Annotated in this window: 18 protein-coding genes; 8 read left to right on the top strand and 10 right to left on the bottom strand. The window is 69.4% G+C overall.

Annotated features, from left to right (window positions below; translation table 11 throughout):
- Positions 1–6: 6 nt before the first annotated feature.
- The gene (gene secA, locus ASD84_RS05540) at positions 7–2880 is read left to right on the top strand and encodes a preprotein translocase subunit SecA (RefSeq protein ID WP_056707513.1); all 2874 of its coding nucleotides are present in this window, start codon (positions 7–9) and stop codon (positions 2878–2880) included.
- A 114-nt stretch (positions 2881–2994) separates the two neighbouring features.
- Here the strand turns inward: secA and ASD84_RS05535 are convergent, their stop codons facing one another.
- Genes ASD84_RS05535 through ASD84_RS05525 form a run of 3 tightly spaced genes read right to left on the bottom strand, consistent with a single transcriptional unit; the run spans position 2995 to position 5390 of the window.
- The gene (locus ASD84_RS05535; protein WP_056707511.1) at positions 2995–4194 is read right to left on the bottom strand and encodes a hypothetical protein; all 1200 of its coding nucleotides are present in this window, start codon (positions 4192–4194) and stop codon (positions 2995–2997) included.
- 45 nt (positions 4195–4239) lie between these two features.
- Complete coding sequence (locus tag ASD84_RS25015) at positions 4240–4749, bottom strand: Rv3235 family protein (protein ID WP_056707508.1); 510 nt, start codon at positions 4747–4749, stop codon at positions 4240–4242.
- A 17-nt stretch (positions 4750–4766) separates the two neighbouring features.
- Positions 4767–5390, bottom strand: coding sequence for a LysM peptidoglycan-binding domain-containing protein (locus ASD84_RS05525; RefSeq protein ID WP_056707505.1), 624 nt, complete (start codon positions 5388–5390; stop codon positions 4767–4769).
- Between the two features lie 154 nt (positions 5391–5544).
- Between ASD84_RS05525 and ASD84_RS05520 the strand changes: the two genes are divergently transcribed.
- Positions 5545–6081 carry a hypothetical protein gene (locus tag ASD84_RS05520; RefSeq protein WP_056710700.1) on the top strand — a complete coding sequence of 179 codons (537 nt, stop codon included), beginning with the start codon at positions 5545–5547 and terminating at the stop codon, positions 6079–6081.
- Between the two features lie 12 nt (positions 6082–6093).
- On the opposite strand, the gene ASD84_RS05515 is transcribed toward ASD84_RS05520, so the two are convergent.
- Genes ASD84_RS05515 through ASD84_RS05500 form a run of 4 tightly spaced genes read right to left on the bottom strand, consistent with a single transcriptional unit; the run spans position 6094 to position 9484 of the window.
- The gene (locus ASD84_RS05515) at positions 6094–6441 is read right to left on the bottom strand and encodes a sec-independent translocase (protein WP_056707503.1); all 348 of its coding nucleotides are present in this window, start codon (positions 6439–6441) and stop codon (positions 6094–6096) included.
- 45 nt (positions 6442–6486) lie between these two features.
- Positions 6487–7632 carry an Mrp/NBP35 family ATP-binding protein gene (locus ASD84_RS05510; protein WP_056710697.1) on the bottom strand — a complete coding sequence of 382 codons (1146 nt, stop codon included), beginning with the start codon at positions 7630–7632 and terminating at the stop codon, positions 6487–6489.
- Positions 7633–7682: 50 nt separating this feature from the next.
- Complete coding sequence (locus ASD84_RS05505; protein ID WP_056707500.1) at positions 7683–8228, bottom strand: DUF1003 domain-containing protein; 546 nt, start codon at positions 8226–8228, stop codon at positions 7683–7685.
- On the bottom strand, positions 8225–9484 hold the full coding sequence (locus ASD84_RS05500) for a magnesium transporter MgtE N-terminal domain-containing protein (RefSeq protein WP_056707498.1): 1260 nt from the start codon (positions 9482–9484) through the stop codon (positions 8225–8227). Before ASD84_RS05500 ends, ASD84_RS05505 begins: the two co-directional genes overlap by 4 nt.
- 95 nt (positions 9485–9579) lie before the next feature.
- Here ASD84_RS05500 and ASD84_RS05495 point away from each other — a divergent pair, with 95 nt between their 5' ends.
- The 3 genes from ASD84_RS05495 to ASD84_RS05485 are packed head-to-tail and all read left to right on the top strand — an operon-like array spanning position 9580 to position 12456.
- A complete protein-coding gene (locus ASD84_RS05495) occupies positions 9580–11163 on the top strand; it encodes a class I SAM-dependent methyltransferase (RefSeq protein ID WP_056707495.1) in 1584 nt (527 codons plus the stop codon).
- The gene (locus ASD84_RS05490) at positions 11160–11354 is read left to right on the top strand and encodes a DUF6752 domain-containing protein (protein WP_056707492.1); all 195 of its coding nucleotides are present in this window, start codon (positions 11160–11162) and stop codon (positions 11352–11354) included. Before ASD84_RS05495 ends, ASD84_RS05490 begins: the two co-directional genes overlap by 4 nt.
- A 10-nt stretch (positions 11355–11364) precedes the next feature.
- Complete coding sequence (locus ASD84_RS05485) at positions 11365–12456, top strand: hypothetical protein (protein WP_056707488.1); 1092 nt, start codon at positions 11365–11367, stop codon at positions 12454–12456.
- Here the strand turns inward: ASD84_RS05485 and ASD84_RS05480 are convergent.
- Positions 12425–13477 carry an endonuclease/exonuclease/phosphatase family protein gene (locus ASD84_RS05480; RefSeq protein ID WP_056707485.1) on the bottom strand — a complete coding sequence of 351 codons (1053 nt, stop codon included), beginning with the start codon at positions 13475–13477 and terminating at the stop codon, positions 12425–12427. The two genes, ASD84_RS05485 and ASD84_RS05480, sit on opposite strands and share 32 nt — an antisense overlap.
- A gap of 111 nt (positions 13478–13588) precedes the next feature.
- Between ASD84_RS05480 and ASD84_RS05475 the strand changes: the two genes are divergently transcribed.
- Positions 13589–15658, top strand: a complete 2070-nt coding sequence (locus tag ASD84_RS05475) for an acyltransferase family protein (protein ID WP_056707482.1) — start codon at positions 13589–13591, stop codon at positions 15656–15658.
- Here ASD84_RS05475 and ASD84_RS05470 read toward each other — a convergent pair whose 3' ends face one another.
- Positions 15659–15967 carry a hypothetical protein gene (locus ASD84_RS05470; protein ID WP_056707479.1) on the bottom strand — a complete coding sequence of 103 codons (309 nt, stop codon included), beginning with the start codon at positions 15965–15967 and terminating at the stop codon, positions 15659–15661. It abuts the gene before it with no gap.
- A 157-nt stretch (positions 15968–16124) separates the two neighbouring features.
- Between ASD84_RS05470 and ASD84_RS05465 the strand changes: the two genes are divergently transcribed.
- Both ASD84_RS05465 and ASD84_RS05460 read left to right on the top strand, forming a co-directional pair.
- Positions 16125–17321 (top strand): acyl-CoA dehydrogenase family protein, encoded by a 1197-nt coding sequence (locus ASD84_RS05465; RefSeq protein ID WP_056707476.1) that lies wholly within the window; start codon positions 16125–16127, stop codon positions 17319–17321.
- Positions 17318–18367 (top strand): MaoC family dehydratase, encoded by a 1050-nt coding sequence (locus ASD84_RS05460; protein ID WP_056707474.1) that lies wholly within the window; start codon positions 17318–17320, stop codon positions 18365–18367. The genes ASD84_RS05465 and ASD84_RS05460 overlap by 4 nt, the downstream gene beginning before the upstream one ends.
- A 1-nt stretch (position 18368) precedes the next feature.
- Here the strand turns inward: ASD84_RS05460 and ASD84_RS05455 are convergent, their stop codons facing one another.
- Positions 18369–18920: a DUF6174 domain-containing protein gene (locus ASD84_RS05455; RefSeq protein WP_056707471.1), complete on the bottom strand. Its 552-nt coding sequence runs from the start codon at positions 18918–18920 to the stop codon at positions 18369–18371.
- Positions 18921–18959 lie beyond the last annotated feature (39 nt).

The raw sequence follows: 18959 nt of genomic DNA, 5'->3' as shown, positions 1-18959 counted from the left end.
GGCGCCGTGCCAGTGATCATCGACAAGCTCCTCCGTATCGGAGAGGGCAAGATCCTCCGCCAGCTCGAAGCGATCGCGAAGGCCGTCAACGCCATCGAGGACGACTTCACGGCGATGTCCGACGACGAGCTGCGGGGCATGACGGACGAGTTCCGCAAGCGTCTCACCGAGGGCGAGGACCTCGACGACCTGCTCCCCGAAGCCTTCGCCACCGTGCGTGAGGCGGCTCGCCGGGTCATCGGCCAGCGCCACTTCGACGTCCAGATCATGGGCGGGGCGGCGCTCCACATGGGCAACATCGCCGAGATGAAGACCGGTGAGGGCAAGACCCTGGTCTCGACCCTCCCGGCGTACCTCAACGCCCTCGAGGGCAAGGGCGTCCACGTCGTCACGGTCAACGACTACCTCGCGAAGTTCCAGTCCGAGATGATGGGCCGGATCCACCACTTCCTCGGCCTGTCCGTCGGCGTGATCCTGCCGAGCATGCGGCCCGCCGAACGGCGCGAGGCCTACGCCTGCGACATCACCTACGGCACGAACAACGAGCTCGGCTTCGACTACCTCCGCGACAACATGGCCTCGGTGCTCGCCGACTGCGTCCAGCGCACCCACAACTTCGCCATCGTCGACGAGGTCGACTCGATCCTCATCGACGAGGCCCGGACCCCGCTGATCATCAGTGGTCCGACCCAGGACGAGGTCAAGTGGTACGGCGAGTTCGCCAAGATCGCCCAGAAGCTCACCAAGGACTCCGACTACGAGGTCGACGAGAAGAAGCGCACCATCTCGGTCCTCGAGGACGGCATCACCAAGGTCGAGGACCACCTCGGCATCGAGAACCTGTACGAGTCGGCCAACACCCCGCTGATCTCGTTCCTGCACAACTCGATCAAGGCCAAGGAGCTCTTCCGCAACGACAAGGAGTACGTCGTCATGGAGGGCGAGGTGCTCATCGTCGACGAGCACACCGGCCGGATGCTCGCGGGACGTCGCTACAACGACGGCCTGCACCAGGCGATCGAGGCCAAGGAGGGCGTCAAGGTCCGCGAGGAGTACCAGACGCTCGCGACCGTCACGCTGCAGAACTACTTCCGTCTCTACCCGAAGCTCTCCGGCATGACCGGTACGGCTCTCACCGAGGCATCCGAGTTCGACAAGATCTACAAGCTCGGTGTCGTCCCGATCCCGACCAACAAGCCGATGCTCCGCAAGGACCAGGCCGACCTCGTCTACCGCACCGAGGAGGCGAAGTACGACGCCGTCGTCGCCGACATCGCCGAGCGCAACGAGAAGGGCCAGCCGGTCCTGGTCGGCACCGTCTCGGTGGAGAAGTCGGAGTACCTCTCCAAGGCCCTGACCAAGAAGGGCATCCCGCACTCGGTCCTCAACGCCAAGGTCCACGCCGAAGAGGCGAAGATCGTCGCGATGGCCGGTCACAAGGGCGCGGTCACCGTCGCCACCAACATGGCGGGTCGAGGCACCGACATCATGCTCGGTGGTTCGGTCGAGTTCCTCGCGGACGCCGAGCTGCGCAAGCAGGGCCTCGAGCCGATCGGCGAGACCGCCGAGGAGTACGACGCCGCCTGGCCCGCCATGGTCGAGCGCTTCAAGCACGAGGTCGAGAAGGAGCACGACGAGGTCCGCGACCTCGGCGGCCTCTACGTCATCGGCACCGAGCGCCACGAGTCGCGCCGTATCGACAACCAGCTGCGTGGTCGTTCCGGTCGTCAGGGCGACCCGGGCGAGAGCCGTTTCTACCTCTCGCTGCAGGACGAGCTGATGCGGCTGTTCAAGTCGGACTGGGTCGACCGGGTCCTGCTGCTGCTGAAGATCGCCGACGACATCCCGATCGAGAACAAGCGGGTCACCAACGCGATCGCCAACGCCCAGGGCCAGGTCGAGTCGCAGAACTTCGAGTCCCGCAAGAACGTCCTCAAGTACGACGACGTCATGGACCGCCAGCGCAAGGTCATCTACGGCGAGCGCCGCGAGGTGCTCGAGGGCGTCGACCTGGAGGGTCAGGTCCGTACGTTCATCGACGACGTCGTCACCGGCACCGTGAACGGCACGCTGGACGAGTTCTCCGAGGAATGGGACCTCGACCAGCTGTGGACCGACCTCAAGCAGTACTGGCCGGTGGCCGTGACGCCGAAGGAGCTGATCGAGGAGGCCGGGTCCCAGGGTGCCCTCGACCGGGCCACGCTCATCGAGAAGCTCCAGGCCGACGCCCACGCGGCGTACGACCGCCGCGAGGAGGAGGTCGGCGAGGAGGTCGCCCGCGAGCTCGAGCGCCGCGTCGTGCTCTCGGTCCTGGACCGCAAGTGGCGTGAGCACCTCTACGAGATGGACTACCTCCGCGAGGGCATCTACCTGCGGGCCTACTCGCAGCGCGACCCCCTGGTCGAGTACCAGCGCGAGGGCTTCGACATGTTCGCCGCGATGCTGGACGGCATCAAGGAGGAGACGGTCGGCTTCCTGTTCAACCTGGAGGTCCAGGTCGAGGAGGAAGAGGTCCACTACCACGCCGACGGCACCCGTCACGCCGGTCCGATGCACGAGGGTGCGCTGGCCGAGCCGCCCGTGGGCGTCGGCGCAGGTGGCGAGGTCGACCTCGCGTCGATCTCGGCGGAGCTCAAGGCCCCCAAGGTCAAGGCCAAGGGCCTGGACGTCCCGAAGCAGCCGCAGAACCTGTCCTACTCCGCGCCGGACGAGACGGGCCACGAAGAGGTCCGCGGACCCGGCACGGTGAGCAATGCCGACGACGAGTTCGCCGGAACCAGCCGCAACTCCCTGTGCCCGTGCGGCTCGGGCCAGAAGTACAAGCGGTGCCACGGTGCCCCGGGTGGCCCCAGCGGCCTCACCGCCCGCGTCAACGGCTAGCGCGAGTTGGGGTTTGTCACCCCCGAGTTGTACGAAAACACCGAGACCCCCCGACCTGCGTCAGGGGGTCTCGGTGTTTTCGTACAACTCGGGGGTGACAAACCCCAACTCGCGTTACTGCAGAGCCATCCGCGGCTCGCCGTTCAGCAGGCCCGTGCCGCTGCGCACGCAGGTGCCGCCGTCCGGCGTACCGCCGTTGTAGGCCTGGCGGACGCAGTTGCGCACGGCGAGCTGGCCCCAGTAGTTCGGGTGCAGCGACTCCTGGATGTAGTACGGGCTGCTGCCCGAGGTGGTGACGGTGCGGATCTGGTTGACCCACTCGGTCTTGTCGACCGCGCCGGTGGACAGCCAGTTGGCGAGGCCGACCTCCTCGTACAGGCCGACGCCCGTCTCGCACAGCCGGCGACCGTTGAACGCGCTGGACAGGTTGAGCACCTGGGCGTTCGTGATGCCGGCCTGGCTGATCGCGCCGGTGACGGTGTTGTTGATCGTCGGCAGGGCCGTGTTGTTGGCCCAGGTGGCGTCGTTGTCCCAGAACCCGCAGCCGCCGGTGTTCTGGCGGGTGTACCCGCTCTGGCTGTAGCGGAAGCCGGAACCGGTCGGGACCGGTGACGGGTAGGTCTGCACGAGCATCGTCCACTGGGTGTCGGTGTAGTTGGCGTTGCGCATCGCGGTCCGCACGTTGGTGAGGGCGGTGGCGATCCGGGACTTCACGGTCGCGACGTTGGTCGAGGTGAAGTTGCTGGTGACGCTGCTGTCGTCGTTGCAGTAGTCCTTCCACCACGACGGGGAGGCCAGGAAGTCGGTGACGCACTGCTGGATGATCCCGGCGAAGTTGAAGTCGTTGCCGCCGATGGAGACGACGACCATCCGCACGTTGTTGGACGTGGCGAAGCTCTGCAGGGCACGGGCCTGTCCGACGCCTTCGCTGCCGCTGTAGAAGTCGAGACCGGGCTTGAAGTCGCTGCCGGTCGCGGTGCCGGTCTTGGCGCCGGAGCAGGCGAGGTTGAGGCTCTGGACGCCACCCCCGATGTGGATCTCGGCGCTCTTCGAGCGGTGGCAGCGGTTGATGGCCTCGCCCGTACCGGCCGCGTTGTCGTAGTAGGCGGTGGAGCCGAGTGCGTCGGCTCGGGCGCTGCTGCTGTTGGACGATCCGGCCCAGCGGCCGGCCTCACCCGAGATGTAGGAGTCGCCGACGGAGACCACCCACGGGGTGCCGACTCCGGCTCCGTCGGCATGGGCGGGGGCTGTGGCGAGGGGCGCGACGAGCGTCGCGCCGATGACGGCGAGTGAGGCCGTGAGGGAACGGATCATGGAGGCAACGTAGTGACTCACGTCACATCTGAACAGGTCTCACGTTCAGGAAAAGTCGAGGGCGGTGCAGATCCAGCGCTGGTCGGTTCGCTCGAACCGGACCGCGACGGCGCGCGAACGCTCGCCGTGCCGCACGTGCACCCCGCACTCGACGATGTCGTCGGTCACGAAGCACGAGTGCACGCTCAGGACTCTCGGACGGACCGGCTGCACCCGGGCGAGCCCGGGCTGGTGGCCGCCGGCCCGGGCCACGAGCTGGGCGCGTCGGCGCAGGTCGGCGTAGACGTCGGGCGAGGTCCAGCGCAGCAGCTGCGAGGAGGGTCGGTCGCCGCCGACGATCTCCAGCGCGGCCTGGGTGAACCGGTGGGTCCACTCCGCGATGGTGTGGCGGAGTCGGCGGTCGATCGGGACCACGGTCGCGCCGGGCCGGGAGCCGGGCGCAGCCAGCTCGGGCGGCGCGTGACGGGGCAGCAGGGCCAGGGCGAGGGTGCCCTGGGTCGCGGTGACCGGCACAGGGAGCCGGACGCCGATGAGCTCGGGGGTCGGGACGGACATGGATCCTCCTGGGCGGGTCAACGAGGTGGCAGGTGCAGGTGTTGGTCGGGAAGCAGGCGGTCAGGGTCGGCGCCGATCACGGCGGCGTTGGCGGCATGGATCCGGTGCCAGTACGACGTCACCTCGGCCGCGGAGGCGCCGGGGCCGAGGGTGCGGGAGGCGATCACCCACAGCGAGTCGCCCGGCCGAACCCGAACGACGAGCGGGTCGGTCGGTGCCGGCGTGGGACCGCCGCCGGTGGCGCGGTCCGGCAGTGGCAGTCCGTCGAGCGCCTCGGCGCTGAGCGGAGCATCGGAACCTTCGTGGGCGAACGCGGTTCCCGTCGTCGTGGAGAGCACGGCGACGCCACAGGCGGCCAGCAGGAGGGCCCGAACAGGACCCGGTCGTCCGGTGGTGCGCGGGTTCGAGGGTGTGGGACCGAGGGCCTGGCGCACCACGTCGGTGGTCAGGCACCAGAGCGCGGCCAGCGCAACGAGGGCCGGCACGGAGCAGAGCTGGACCAGCAGCGAGGCGAAGTCCGGGCCGGGTGCGGTGGCCAGTTCGGACGTGCCGGCGAGGACGGTCGGCCCGAGCGTGACGACGATCGCCGTGACGGCCGTCCAGAGCAACCCGGCACGGGCGCGGACACGTGCGCTGCTCATTGACTGATTCATCCCGAGAATCCTTGCGTTTGCTTCTGTTTGAGTCAGGATGCATTCGTTCAGGACCGGAGTCAACCGTTTCTCCACAGGGACGGGACGCATGGGGCCGGACCTGCTGGCGCTGCCGGGCCCCGGGCGTGCGAGGCTGGGTGCCATGGGCTGGGAGGACGATCTGTTCGCGCTGTTCGACGATCTCGAGGATCAGGCGAGCGCGCTCCACGCGGCCGAACGCACGGCTGACATCGCGGACCGCAGCCGGGCGGAGTACCAGCAGGTTTCGCTCGCGAGCCGCCTCATGGCCTCGGTCGGAACGACCGTCACGCTCGGGGTCACCGGCGTCGGACCCGTCACCGGGGTCATCGAGCGGGTGGCCGAGGGTTGGCTGCTCGTCTCCTCCGGTGACCACGACTGGGTCATCGACCTGGGCGCTGTCGGCATCGTCGAGGGCGCGTCCGTGCGCTCGGTGCCCGATGTCGCCTGGTCGCCCCTTGCCCGCCTGGGCCTGGGCTCAGCTCTGCGCCGGATCGCGGAAGCGGGGGAGGCCTGCGTGCTCCACCTGCGAGACGGCAGCCGCCACGACGGCGTCCTGCGCCGCGTCGGCGGCGACTTCTGCGAGCTCGTCGAGGGCGAGGAGCGCCGTACCCTCCTGGTCGCGTTCGACGTCCTGGCGGCAGCCCAGTCGCGCGCCTGACCCGCGGTCAGGTCAGGTGGCGTCGACGTCGTACGGCGGTCGTTCGCCGGCTCCGAGCGGTACCTGCTTCGGAGTGTCCTCGTCGCTGCGGATGGCGTCCTCGAGATCGTCGAGCTCGGCCATCGCCTCGGCAATGTGCTTGCGGACGATCGCCCGGGGGTCGAGGTCGGAGAGCTCCAGGTCGGCGAACTCCGGCCCCAGCTCGGAGCGCAGCTCGTCGCGCGCACTGGTCGCGAACTTGCGGAGCTGACGGACGAAGCGCCCGGCCTGCTGGGCGAGCTCGGGCAGCCGGTCGGGACCGAAGACCAGGACCGCCAGCACTGCGATGACGACGAGCTCGCCGAAGCCGATTCCGAACACTCAGCCCGCCCCCTTCAGTCCGTGCTCAGCTGCTCGCGGCCGGAATCAGAACTTGTTGCTCGGCGTCAGGCCGAGCTGCATGCCGGCCAGCCCGCGGCCGCGGCCGTCGAGACGGTCGGCGACGTCGTTGAGGGCCTGCGCTGCCGGGGCTGTCGGGTTCGACTCGACGATCGGCTTGCCGGCGTCGCCGCCCTCGCGCAACGTGATGTCGATCGGGATCCGGCCCAGCACCGGGACGTCGTACCCGAAGCGCTTCGAGAGCGTCTCGGCCACGCGGTCGCCGCCACCGGCACCGAAGATCTCGAGCCGGTGCTCCTTGCCCTCGGGGGTGCAGTGGGGGCAGGGGAGGTAGCTCATGTTCTCGACGACGCCCACCACGCGCTGGTGCATCATCGAGGCCATCGTGCCGGCCCGCTCGGCCACCTCGGCGGCGGCCTCCTGGGGCGTGGTCACCACGACGACCTCTGCGCCCGGCAGGTGCTGGCCCAGCGAGATGGCCACGTCGCCGGTGCCCGGCGGCAGGTCGAGCAGGAGGACGTCGAGGTCGCCCCAGTAGACGTCGGCGAGCATCTGCACCAGGGCGCGGTCGAGCATCGGTCCGCGCCAGGCCACGACCTGGTCGCGCCGCGGCTTGAGCATGCCGATCGAGATCACCGAGACGCCCGAAGCAGTCGGGACCGGCATGATCAGGTCGTCGACCTGGGTCGGGCGCGAGTCCGCGACACCGAGCATGGCCGGGACCGAGTGGCCGTAGATGTCGGCGTCGACGATGCCGACCTTGCGGCCGGCCTTCGCGAGCGCCAGGGCGAGGTTGACGGTCACCGAGGACTTGCCGACGCCGCCCTTGCCGGAGGCGATGGCGAAGACCTTGGTGAGAGAGCCCGGCTGCGCGAAGGTGATCTCGCGGGCGGCCGCGCCGCCGCGGAGCGTCGCGTGCAGGCCCGTCCGCTGCTCGGACGACATGACGCCGAGGTTGACCTGGACGCCGGTGACACCGGGCACCGCTGTGACGGCGGCGGTCACGTCACGGGTGATGGTGTCCTTGAGCGGGCAACCCGCCACGGTGAGCAGGGCGTTGACGGTCACGACGGATCCGCCGTCGCCGGGAGCGATGTCGACGCTCTCGACCATGCCGAGCTCGGTGATCGGCTTCTTGATCTCCGGGTCGTTGACCGTGGCCAGCGCGGTCATGACCTGCTCGACGGACGGGGACTGCTGTGTGGTGCTCACAACGTCCGAGTCTAGTGAGGGGCGGGTTGCGCTCCGTCGCCGCCGTCCTCGTGAGACTCGGCACGTTCGTCAGCGCGCTCGTCGAGGTCCGACAACAGGGTCCGCAGCTCCGAACGCAGGAAGTCGCGGGTCGCGACCTCGCCCACCGACATCCGCAGCGAGGCGACCTCCCGAGCGAGGAACTCCATGTCGGCGTGCGCCCGAGCATCCGCCTGCCGGTCCTGCTCGGCGATCACCCGGTCGCGAGCCTCCTGGCGGTTCTGCGCGAGCAGGATCAGCGGGGCGGCGTACGACGCCTGCAGGCTCAGCATCAGGGTCAGGAAGATGAACGGGTAGTTGTCCCAGCGCCAGTCGTCGGGCGCCAGCAGGTTCCAGCCGACCCACACGAGCACGAACAGCGTCATGTAGATGAGGAAGGTCGCCGTCCCCATGAAACGCGCGAACTGCTCGGCGAAGACACCGAAGGCGTCCCTGTTGAAGCTGGGCTTCTTGACGAGCTGGCGGCGCTCCTCGCGAGGGGTGTCCAGCCGGTCGCGGGTCCGGCGGGTCTCGCTCATCGACCCGTGCCCCCCGGCCGGGGCGCACGGTCACGCCAGTTGGTGGGGAGCATGTGGTCGAGCAGGTCGTCGACGGTGACCGCACCGATCAGGCGGCCGTTCTCGTCGGTCACCGGCGCCGCCACCAGGTTGTACGTCGCCAGGTGGGCCGCGACCTCGTCGATGGTCGCCTCGGGGCTGAGCCACTGCATCGAGTCGTCCAGTGCGCCCGCGACGAGCGTGGACGGCGGTTCGCGCAGCAGGCGCTGGATGTGCGCGACACCCAGCAGCTTGCCGGTCGGTGCCTCCAGCGGCGGGCGGCAGACGTAGACGAGAGCCGCGAGGGCGGGCGTGAGCTCGGGGTTGCGCACGTGGGCCAGCGCGTCGGCGATGGTGGCGTCGGGGCCGAGGATCACCGGTTCCGGCGTCATCATGGCGCCGGCCGTGTTCTCGACGTACTTCATCAGCCGCCGGACGTCCTCGGCCTCCTCGGGCTCCATCAGCCGGAGCAGGATCTCGGCCGTCTCGGGCGGCAGGTCGCGCACGAGGTCCGCGGCGTCGTCGGGTGACATCTCCTCGAGGATGTCCGCGGCCCGCTCGGCCTCCAGGCCCTTGAGGATCTCGACCTGGTCGGTGTCCGGCATCTCCTCGAGGATGTCCGCGAGCCGCTCGTCGTCCAGCGCCAGCGCCACCGCGGTACGACGATCGGCCGGCAGGTCGTGCAGGATGCTCGCCGCGTCCGCAGGTCGCATCTCGTTCAGCGCCGCGACCAGGTGGGTCGCTCCCTGGCGGTCGTCGGACCGGGTCAGACCGACGACGTCGCGCCACTCGACGACATGGGTCTGCCCGCGGCGGCGGAAACCCTTGGACGGTTCGCGGACGGCGACCCGGCTCAGCACCCAGTCGCGGGTGCGCGCGGGCTCCATCGCGACGTCGTACACGGTGCCGGTGACGCCGCTGCTCGTGATGGTGACGGTGCGGTCGAGCATCTGGCCCATGACCAGCGTCTCGGTCGAGCGCTGCTCGAAGCGGCGCATGTTGACCAGACCGGTGGTGTAGACGTGCTCGCTGTCGATGTTGGTGACCCGCGTCATCGGCACGAAGATCCGGCGTCGCCCGAAGACCTCGGCGACGATGCCGAGGACACGGGGCTGGGTGGCTTCGCTGCGCATCGTGACGACCAGGTCGCGGACCTTGCCGACCTGGTCACCCTGGGGGTCGAAGATCGGGAGTCCGACCAGCCTGGCCGCGAACACGCGGGACGGGGTGGTGCTCACGGACCGAACGCTACCGTCCGAGGTCGTCCGTTATCGTTTGCGCAGCCCGAATCGAACGACCAAACCGAATGGATCGGTGGGGGAGGTAGCGCGACGTGCGTCGCAAGGTCGCGCTGGCTGCCGCTGAGCTCCGCGGACTGGCCGCCTCCGCTCGGGGTACCCGGGTGACCTCGGTGGATCCCACGGGCGTCACGCTCGCTGCCCGAGGCGAGGACCGGGTGGTCGACGTCCTCTTCGACGACCGCAGGATCTGGTCCTTCTGGATGTCGCGCGACACGGTGCGCCTGCCCAACGGGCAGCGGCAGGCCGCCTGGCCCGACCGGATGCGCCGGTTCCTCGACGGCCGCGCCCGGATCACCGTGCGCGACCACGTCAGCGACCAGGTGCTCTTCGACGACGAACGCGCGTTCGGCGCCTCGGAGGCCCGGATCTCCTTCGTCAACGCGGCCGGCCTGGAGATCAGTCTCGACAAGTCCGGCCGGTTCAGCCCGACGTTCTCGGTGCGTTCCGAGGACCAGCTGCGGCCGCTGCTCGATGCCATCGAACAGGTCACCGAGATGCTGCGCGAGGTCGGGATCGCCGCGTTCCCGGCCTACGGAACCCTGCTTGGAGCGGTGCGTGAGGGCACCTTCCTGGGCCACGACTCGGATGCCGACCTCGGGTACGTGTCGTCGTACTCCACGCCGGCCGACGTGATCCGGGAGTCGTTCGCGTTGCAGCGGGAAGTGGTCAAGCGCGGGTTCGCCACCCACCGCTACAGCGGCGGTGCCTTCCGGATCGACGTCCGCGAGTCCGATGGTTCGGTGCGCGGCCTCGACCTCTTCGGCGGCTTCCTCGACCACGGCATGCTTTTCCTGCTGGGCGAGGTGGGGGTGCCGTTCGAGGAGGAGTGGCTGTACCCCTTCGGGACCTGCTCGCTGATGGGACGCGAGTTCAGCTGTCCCGCCCGGCCCGAGAAGCTCCTCGAGGCGATGTACGGGCCGAGCTGGCGGGTGCCGGACCCGGCGTACAAGTTCGAGACCCCGCAGCCCGTGGTGGACCGGTTCAACGCCTGGTTCCGCGGTACGTCGGCGTACCGCCGACCGTGGGAACGCGAGCTGAATGCCAAGGGTGGTCGTACGCCGGACGCGGTGCCGTCCGACCTCGCGGAGCTGGTGGCGGCCGAGACGGCGCCCGGGACCCGTGTGCTCGACGTCGGCGCGGGTCACGCTGCCGACGCACTGTGGCTGGCCCGGCAGGGCTTCGCGACCACTGCCTACGACTTCGTTCCGCGGGGTGCCCGGGGCGCGTTGCGGGTGGCCCGGAGCGAAGGTCTGCCGCTGGAGGTCCGCACCCTCAACCTGACCGAGTGGCGCTCGCCCCTCGCCGAGGTCGCCCGGATCTCGCGGATCGACGAGCCCCGGGTGATCCTTGCCCGGCACGTCTTCGAGGCCACCAACCGGGCGGGACGCGAAGCGCTCGTGAGGTTCGCTGCGGCCGCCCTGCGGGGCGGCGGGAGACTTTATGCTGACGTCTGGACGGGCGGGGGCGAGCCCGACTTCGGCCTTCGTCCCCTGGCCCTGGACCGGGTCGTCGCGCTGGTCGAGGCGCAGGGTGGATCCGTGGTCTCGACCACGCTGTACGACGCGGGCGCTGATCGGCCCCGTGCCATTGGACGACTGGTGGTGGAGTGGACATGAGCAAGCGGGACGAACTCGAGCAGCTGCGGACGCGTGTGGCCGGTCTGGAGACCGAGATCGCGGAGCTGCGCCGTCACCACCTGCGGCTGGCCGAGCTCGCCGACGTCGTCCAGGAGCTGCTCATCCCGATGGCGAGCCGTGACGAGACCCGGATCTCCGAGGCCATCGAGAAGTTCCAGCGCGCTCTGTGACCGGTGCCTGATGGCCGAACGCGTCCACCTCCATCTGGGCCTGCCGAAAACGGCGACCACCTACCTCCAGGACATCTTGTGGGGGGCGCGTGACCAGCTGGCTCGCGACGGCGTCCTGTTGCCGGGCGACGAGCGTCGCGACCATCTCTGGGCGAGCCGGGTCGTCTGCGAGGACCCCCACCTCGGCCGGCACCCGCGCCGTGCCGAGGAGGAACGCAGCTCCTGGGCGCGGCTGTGCGCCGAGATCGCTGCCTGGCAGGGCACGGCGCTGATCAGCCACGAGTTCTTCGCCGGCGCGAGCGCCGAGCAGGCCTGGCGGATGGTCGAGGACCTGGCGCCCGCGCAGGTGGAGCTCGTCGTGACGGCGCGAGAACCGTTGGGCCTCTTCGCCGCGTCGTGGCAGGAGAGCCTGAAGAACAAGGCCGTCGCCTCGATCGAGGACTACTCGCGCACGGTCTCCTCGCGGCCGACGGACATCTGGAACTGGCGGACCCTGGACCTGCGGCTGGTCCTGGAGCGGTGGTCACGGGCCGTGCCGCATGACCGGATCCATGTCCTCCCGGTCGACACCTCCGCTCCTCGTGACGACATCTGGCACCGGTTCGCGGGCGTGCTGGGCCTGACCGGCGAGGCCTACGACCTGGGTGAGTCCCTGCGCAACGAGTCCATGGGTGTGGTCGAGGCCGAGACCCTGCGGCGGGTCAACGCCCATCTGGACTCGTTCAACAACGCGTTCGACAAGGGCGTGTACCTGCGCACCTTCCTCGCCGACGAGCGGCTCGTGCCGCGTGGGGGCGAGCGGTTCTGGCCTTCCGGCGAACGCATCGAGGAGTGCCGCGTCCGCGGGACCGAGGCCGTGGCCTACCTCCGGGCGCACGCGATCGACGTCGTCGGCGACATCGAGAAGCTGCGCGTGCCGGACGACCTCCCGCCGCGACGGACCCCCGACTCGGTCACCGATGCCGAGATGGTGGCGACGGCGACCGAGCTGGTCGCGGTGCTGCTCGACGAGGTCCGGACCCTGCGCAACGCGCTGGGTCAGGCACAGAGCCAGGCACAGAGCCAGGCAATCAGTTCTTCGCGCCCACCAGGGTCGCCGTAGCGACCACGATCGGGTGGTCGCTGATGTGGCGGTCCTCGGCCGAGAAGTCGTCGACGTATCCGCTGAAGGTGACGCCGCCGTACGCGGTGATCCAGTCGACGGGCCGCATCCGGGGGGCGCTGCCGCAGGTGCCGCCGCCACCCTGGGCCGCGATCATCCCGGTCGGCGGGATCACGCGGCAGTAGAAGTTCCCGCGGTCGTTCATGTCGCCGACCAGGAAGATCGGCACCTTCTCCGACTTCAGCGAGTTCACGTAGTCCGCGGCGATCCGCATGCCCGCGTTGCGGCTGGCGATGCGCGATCCGCTGTGGCCCGAGGTGGTGTGCATGTTGAGGACGTAGAACTCGCGCCGGCTCTGCTTGTGACGGAGCCGCACGATGCTCTGCGCCCGGTGCCCACCGTTGTAGGGGATCTGGAAGTTGTCGGCGGCGACGAGCTCGAAGACCGACGGGTTCCACATGATGCCGTTGTCGGTGTCGCCGGGCTTGGAGTAGGCCTCCCACCCGAGCCCGTTCCTGATGGCGGCGTACTGCGGCGCCCTCGCCTCCTGGACGCCGACGACGTCGGCGCCGTGGTTGCGGATCAGGCCGACCGTCATGCTCGCCCGCGGACCTGCGTCGGGCCAACTGGCCCGGGAGCCGCCGGGGGCGGTGTAGTTGTTGCCGAGCACGTTGAAGGTGGCGATCTTGAAGGTCGCCGACTCCATGCGGACCTTCTTGACCTGCGCCTCGGCGGCCTTGACGTCCTCCAGGAGTGCGGAGTCCTCGACGCCCTCGATGATGCTGCCGTCGGTGACCCGGTCCTCGCGGTCGTTGCGGGGCCGGGTGTCGTCGGAGACCTGGGGATCGAGGGCGGCGGCGGCAGCCGGATCCTTGGCGGAGTCCTCGCTCGCGGCGTCGGGCAGCCCGCCGTCCCACAGGGTGGCGATGCCGAGCATCAGGGCGCCCAGGAGCACAACGGCAAGGACGGGCAGGAGATCCGCCCGTCGTGAGTGCCGGTGCTTCCCGGAGTCGTCGGGCATAGCGGGTATCGTACCTGAGGCTTCACTCCGAACTGGCCTTGTCGCAGGCATCGGTGGCCGCTTCCCATGACCCGACCGAGTCGACCCGATGCCACGCCCAGGAGGACCGCTGTGACGGAGACGCGGGCGTTCCGCTCCGACATCCAGGGCCTGCGAGCCCTGGCCGTCGGCCTGGTGATCCTGGCGCACGCCGGATTCCGTACGGCGGCGGGCGGTTTCGTGGGCGTGGACGTCTTCTTCGTCATCTCGGGTTTCCTGATCGTCGGCCTGCTGGTGCGCGAAGCCGGTGAGAGCCGTCGGATCTCGATCGTCGACTTCTATGCCCGTCGCGCACGCCGGGTGATCCCGGCCGCGACGGTCGTGCTGGTCGTGACGGCCTTCGCTGCGGCCTGGTTCCTCCCGTTCGTGCGCAGCATCGAGGTCATCAAGGACGCGGTGTGGGCTGCCTTCTTCGGCGCCAACATCAGGTTCGCGATGGTCGAGACCGACTACTTCGCGGAAGGGGAGCCCCCCTCGCCGGTGCAGCACTACTGGTCGCTGGCGGTCGAGGAGCAGTTCTACGTCGTCATCCCGGTCCTGTTGCTGCTGATCGCGGTGGCGCTGCGCCGATGGGGCCATGCGCTCCCCGAGCACGCCGACCGGGCGCTGCGGCGCGCGGTCGTGGTCGTGCTCGGAGCGGTGACGCTCGGGTCGCTCGCGTATTCCGTGTGGGTGACCGAGGCCGACCCGACGGCGGCCTACTTCTCGACGCCGGCGCGCGCTTGGGAGCTCGGGGTCGGTGGCCTGCTGGCGACCCTGCTGTGGGGACGGCGACCGGCGTTTCCGCGTTGGGCGACCGAGTTCGCCGGCGTGACGGGACTGGTCCTGATCGCCCACGCCACCCTGACGTTCAGCTCGGCGACGCCGATGCCGGGCATCGCCGCGCTGGTTCCCGTGGGCGGCAGTGGCCTGCTGCTGGCGGCCGGCGCGAGCACGAGCGCTCCGTCGACGTACTGGTTCCGGCTCTTCTCGCTCCGCCCGGTCCGGGTGCTGGGCGACTGGTCGTACTCGCTGTACCTGTGGCACTTCCCGGTGCTGCTGATCGCCCAGGCGCACTGGGAGGAGCAGCGGCTCAGTCGCCCGCACCTCGCGCTCGTGCTGGTCCTGATCCTGGGCCTGAGCGCGGCGTCGTACCACCTGGTCGAGGAGCCGTTCCGACGTGGCGTGCAGTGGAAGCCGCGGATGCGGGCGGTCGGTCTCTACCCGGTCAGCCTCGCGCTGGTCATCGGCTCCGCGTTCGGGGCCCGGGCCTGGGTGGATCACCAGATCGCGGCGTTCGAGGACAACCCGGAGATCTCGACGTCGGACTACGAGGCCAACGACCTGAGCGCCGACCCGGCGGTTGCGCTGGTCCAGGCCTCGGTCCTGGCCGCGCAGGACGGACGGCCGGTGCCCGGCGGGCTGAAGCCCGACCTGGGCCGGCTCCGGGAATCGGTGGCGCCCCTGGGCGACTGCGACTACACCCTCGAGGCCACCAAGCTCTGCCCGTTCGGTGACGTCGACGCGCAGCGGTCGATCGTGGTCATCGGTGACTCGCATGCACGCATGTGGGGCCCCGCCCTCAACGTCATCGGCAAGAAGTACGGCTACGCCGTCTACCAGCTGGTCTTCAGCGGATGTCCGGCCAACACCGTGACGCGCGACCAGAAGGGCAACCGCCCGTGGCCCGAGTGCGCCGCCTTCAAGGAATGGGCCGTGGAGCAGGTGGCCGACCTGCAGCCTGCCCTCACGGTCATCGCCAACAACTTCTACCGGGTCCCGACCATGGCCGGCGGTCGCCAGGAGCGCGGGCTGGCCGAGGAGCTCGAGATCCTCGAGCAGTCCTCGGACCGGGTCGTGATGCTCGGCAACGTGCCCAAGGTCGAGCGCTCGCCCGGCGTCTGCCTCTCACAGCGTGACGTGGACCTCGGTGACTGCATGTTCGCGCCGAGCCCGGTGACCGAGCGCGGCCAGCACGTGTTCCGCGACGTCGCGAAGGAGTCCGGGGTCGACTTCATCGACGTGCAGAAGTGGTTCTGCGCCGATGGTCAGTGCCCACCCGTGATCGGAGACGTCGTGCCGCTGCGCGACCGGGAACACATCACCTTCGAGTACTCCGAGTACCTCGCCGGACCGCTGGCCACCGCACTCGGCATGAAGTGATCAGGTGCGCTGCGTCAGGCCCTTGCCGGCGGCAACGCCACGCTTGACGGCGGCGCTGGCCACCTGACCGGCCAGCTGGCTTGCGACCTTGATCTGGTCACCGACCTGCTGGGTCGCGGCGAGCGGCGCCAGCGCCACCTCCGCGCGAGCAACGAGCGCGTCGGCGCGCTCGATGACGGTGTTGAAGTCGATGACCGCGTGGTGGAAGCCCTCGATCGTCTTCGAGAGCTGCTGGAGCGCAGCGGTGAGCTCCGCCACCTGGGCGCTGGCGGCGTCGGGCGTGGGCGAGGCGTCGTACGAGCTGGTCATGGCGGGATGCTAAGCCACTGCGGTGTCCGGCAGCACTTGCTCGGCGCTCGCTCGAGGGTGGCCGCGTGACCTTGTTCACGTGGGGATCTCAGCGGGCGGCTGCGACCCCTACCGACGGGTACAGTGCCGTCGGTCGTACCAGCGAAAGGGAACTGTGATGCCGAAGCTTTGTCAGACCGAGGGACTCAACGAGGACCAGGTCGAGATCCTGAAGGCCGTACGTGTCTTCGTGGACGAGCAGATCATCCCGGTGGCCCAGGACCTCGAGCACGCCGACGAGTATCCGACCGACATCATCGAGGGCCTCAAGGAGCTCGGTGTCTTCGGCCTGACCATCCCCGAGGAGTTCGGTGGACTGGGCGAGTCGCTGCTGACCTACGCGCTGGTCGTCGAGGAGATCGCCCGCGGCTGGATGAGCGTCTCGGGTGTCATCAACACCCACTTCATCGTGGCCTACCTGCTGATGCAGCACGGCACCGACGAGCAGAAGGCCAAGTACCTCCCGCGGATGGCGACCGGCGAGGTCCGCGGCGCGTTCTCGATGTCCGAGCCCGGCCTCGGCTCCGACGTCTCCGCGGTCGCGACCAAGGGCACGAAGCTCGAGGACGGCTCGTACTCCATCACCGGCCAGAAGATGTGGCTGACCAACGGCGGCACGTCCACCCTGGTCGCCGTGCTCTGCAAGACCGACGAGGGCGCCGAGAGCGTCTACAAGAACATGACCACCTTCCTGGTCGAGAAGGAACCCGGCTTCGGGGAGACCGCCCAGGGCGTCACCGTGCCCGGCAAGATCGACAAGATGGGCTACAAGGGCGTCGAGACGACCGAGCTCATCCTGGAGGACCACAAGCTCGGTGCCGACCAGATCCTCGGCGGGGTGCCCGGCAAGGGCTTCTTCCAGATGATGGACGGCGTCGAGGTCGGCCGGGTCAACGTCGCCGCCCGTGCGTGTGGCCTGGCCTGGCGCGGTTTCGAGCTCGGCATCGCCTATGCCCAGCAGCGCAAGACGTTCGGCAAGTACATCGCCGAGCACCAGGCCGTGCTGTTCCGCCTGGCCGACATGGCGACCAAGGTCGAGACCTCGCACACGATGATGGTCCGCGCCGCCCGCCTCAAGGACACCGGTCAGCGGATGGACGTCGAGGCCGGGATGGCCAAGATGGTCGCGGCCGAGCTCGCCAACGAGGTCGTCGAGGACTCCTTCCGGATCCACGGTGGCTACGGCTACTCCAAGGAGTACGAGATCGAGCGCCTGATGCGCGAGGTCAAGTTCATGCTCATCGGCGAGGGCACCTCCGACATCCAGAAGATGATCATCGGCCGCTCGCTGCTCAAGGACTACAAGCTCAAGTGACCGCGACCGAGAACAAGACGAACCCGGGCAACTTCTTCGAGGACTTCACGGTCGGGCAGGTCCTGCAGCACGCCACGCCGCGCACGGTCACCGAGGGCGACCGCGCCGTCTACGGCTCGCTGTACCCGACCCGGTTCGCCGTACCGTCCTCTGCCGCCTTCGCGGCCTCGGTGGGCCTCGACCCGCACCCGGTCGAGGAGCTGATCGCCTTCCACATCGCCTTCGGCAAGACCGTCCCGGACATCTCGCTGAACGCGGTCGCCAACCTCGGGTACGCCGAGTGCCGCTTCCACCAGCCGGTCGTCCCGGGCGACACCTTGAGCACCCGCTCCGAGGTGATCGGTCTCAAGCAGAACTCCAACGGCAAGAGCGGCGTGGTCTACGTGCGCTCGACCGCCACCAACCAGCGCGGCGAGGTCGCCCTCGACTGGGCCCGGTGGGTGATGGTGCACAAGCGGGACGTGGACGCGCCCGCTCCCGACGCCGTCGTACCCGAGCTGTCGCCCGTCGTGGCGGCGACCGACCTCGTGCTTCCGGAGGGACTGGACTTCTCGGCGTACGACTTCGCTGCGGCCGGTGAACCGCACCGGTTCGACGACTACGCGGTCGGGGAGAAGATCGACCACGTCGACGGCGTGACGCTCACCGACTCCGAGCACCAGCAGGCGACACGGCTGTGGCAGAACACCGCCAAGGTGCACTTCAACGTGCAGGCCCGCCCCGACGGCAACCGACTCGTGTACGGCGGCCACGTGATCTCGCTCGCCCGCGCGCTGTCGTTCAACGGCCTCGCGAACGCGCAGCTGGTCGCGGCCATCAACGCCGGAGCCCACACCGCTCCAGCCTTCGGTGGCGACACGATCTACGCCTGGTCCGAGGTGCTCGAGAAGGCCGAGACCGCGGTGCCGAGCGTCGGCGCGCTGCGCCTGCGCCTGGTGGCGACGCGGGACCGCGACGAGTCGATGACCCTGCGCGACGCCGAGACCGGCAAGTACGCCGCCGGCGTCCTGCTCGACCTCGACTACTGGGCCCTCGTCCCGCGATGAACTACTGGGTGACCTGCACGTCCTTGATCGTGTAGGTCACCTCGTCGTCGGTGGCCATCTCGAGGTGGTCGAGCGCCACCGTTGAGGGGTAGTCCTGGCCGGCCGGCCAGGTCACCTCGGCCTCGTCGATCTTCGGGTCGTTGGCGCGCGCGATGATGTCGTTGATCGTCAGCCGGCCGAACTCCGGGACGTCCTGGCCCTTGGTCTCTCCGGTGAGGGACTTCGCCTCGGTGACCTTGCCGTCCGCGACGACGACCCCGATGACGCCGACCTGCGGGCAGTAGCAGAGCACCTCGAGCTCGTAGGTGTAGTCCTCGGGCGCGAAGTCCGGGTAGTCGTTGGCCGGGGCCGTTGTGGTCGTGCTCGTGGCAGGCGGTTCGGTCTGGACCTCGGCGTCGTCGCTGGCCTTGTCGTTCTCGTGTCCGCAGCCGGCCGCCGCCAGAGCGAGCCCGGCGGTCAGGACGACGGCGCCCAGAGGGCGGCGGCCCAGACGGTGAACCAGACGGTGCCCCAGAAGATGAACGGTGCGCGGACGACGGTGTCGGAGATGCATGGCCCTCATGATGCCTTCGACGTGGCAGGTGAGCGCGCG

This window comes from Nocardioides sp. Root682 (assembly GCF_001427795.1).
Lineage (GTDB): Bacteria > Actinomycetota > Actinomycetes > Propionibacteriales > Nocardioidaceae > Nocardioides.
The sequence above is the reverse complement of the archived record's forward strand: the minus strand, read 5'-3'. Positions and strand labels throughout refer to the sequence as shown.

What these genes read in the sequence shown, in the direction of transcription:
- ASD84_RS05535 (WP_056707511.1), bottom strand. Translation starts at nt 4,194, where the DNA reads ATGATCCGTTCCCTCACGGCCTCACTCGCCGTCATCGGCGCGACGCTC.
- ASD84_RS05510 (WP_056710697.1), bottom strand. Translation starts at nt 7,632, where the DNA reads ATGACCGCGCTGGCCACGGTCAACGACCCGGAGATCAAGAAGCCGATC.
- ASD84_RS25015 (WP_056707508.1), bottom strand. Translation starts at nt 4,749, where the DNA reads ATGTCCGTCCCGACCCCCGAGCTCATCGGCGTCCGGCTCCCTGTGCCG.
- ASD84_RS05480 (WP_056707485.1), bottom strand. Translation starts at nt 13,477, where the DNA reads ATGCCCGACGACTCCGGGAAGCACCGGCACTCACGACGGGCGGATCTC.
- ASD84_RS05525 (WP_056707505.1), bottom strand. Translation starts at nt 5,390, where the DNA reads ATGAGCAGCGCACGTGTCCGCGCCCGTGCCGGGTTGCTCTGGACGGCC.
- ASD84_RS05505 (WP_056707500.1), bottom strand. Translation starts at nt 8,228, where the DNA reads ATGAGCGAGACCCGCCGGACCCGCGACCGGCTGGACACCCCTCGCGAG.
- ASD84_RS05470 (WP_056707479.1), bottom strand. Translation starts at nt 15,967, where the DNA reads ATGACCAGCTCGTACGACGCCTCGCCCACGCCCGACGCCGCCAGCGCC.
- ASD84_RS05465 (WP_056707476.1), top strand. Translation starts at nt 16,125, where the DNA reads ATGCCGAAGCTTTGTCAGACCGAGGGACTCAACGAGGACCAGGTCGAG.
- ASD84_RS05520 (WP_056710700.1), top strand. Translation starts at nt 5,545, where the DNA reads ATGGGCTGGGAGGACGATCTGTTCGCGCTGTTCGACGATCTCGAGGAT.
- ASD84_RS05455 (WP_056707471.1), bottom strand. Translation starts at nt 18,920, where the DNA reads ATGCATCTCCGACACCGTCGTCCGCGCACCGTTCATCTTCTGGGGCAC.
- ASD84_RS05485 (WP_056707488.1), top strand. Translation starts at nt 11,365, where the DNA reads ATGGCCGAACGCGTCCACCTCCATCTGGGCCTGCCGAAAACGGCGACC.
- ASD84_RS05490 (WP_056707492.1), top strand. Translation starts at nt 11,160, where the DNA reads ATGAGCAAGCGGGACGAACTCGAGCAGCTGCGGACGCGTGTGGCCGGT.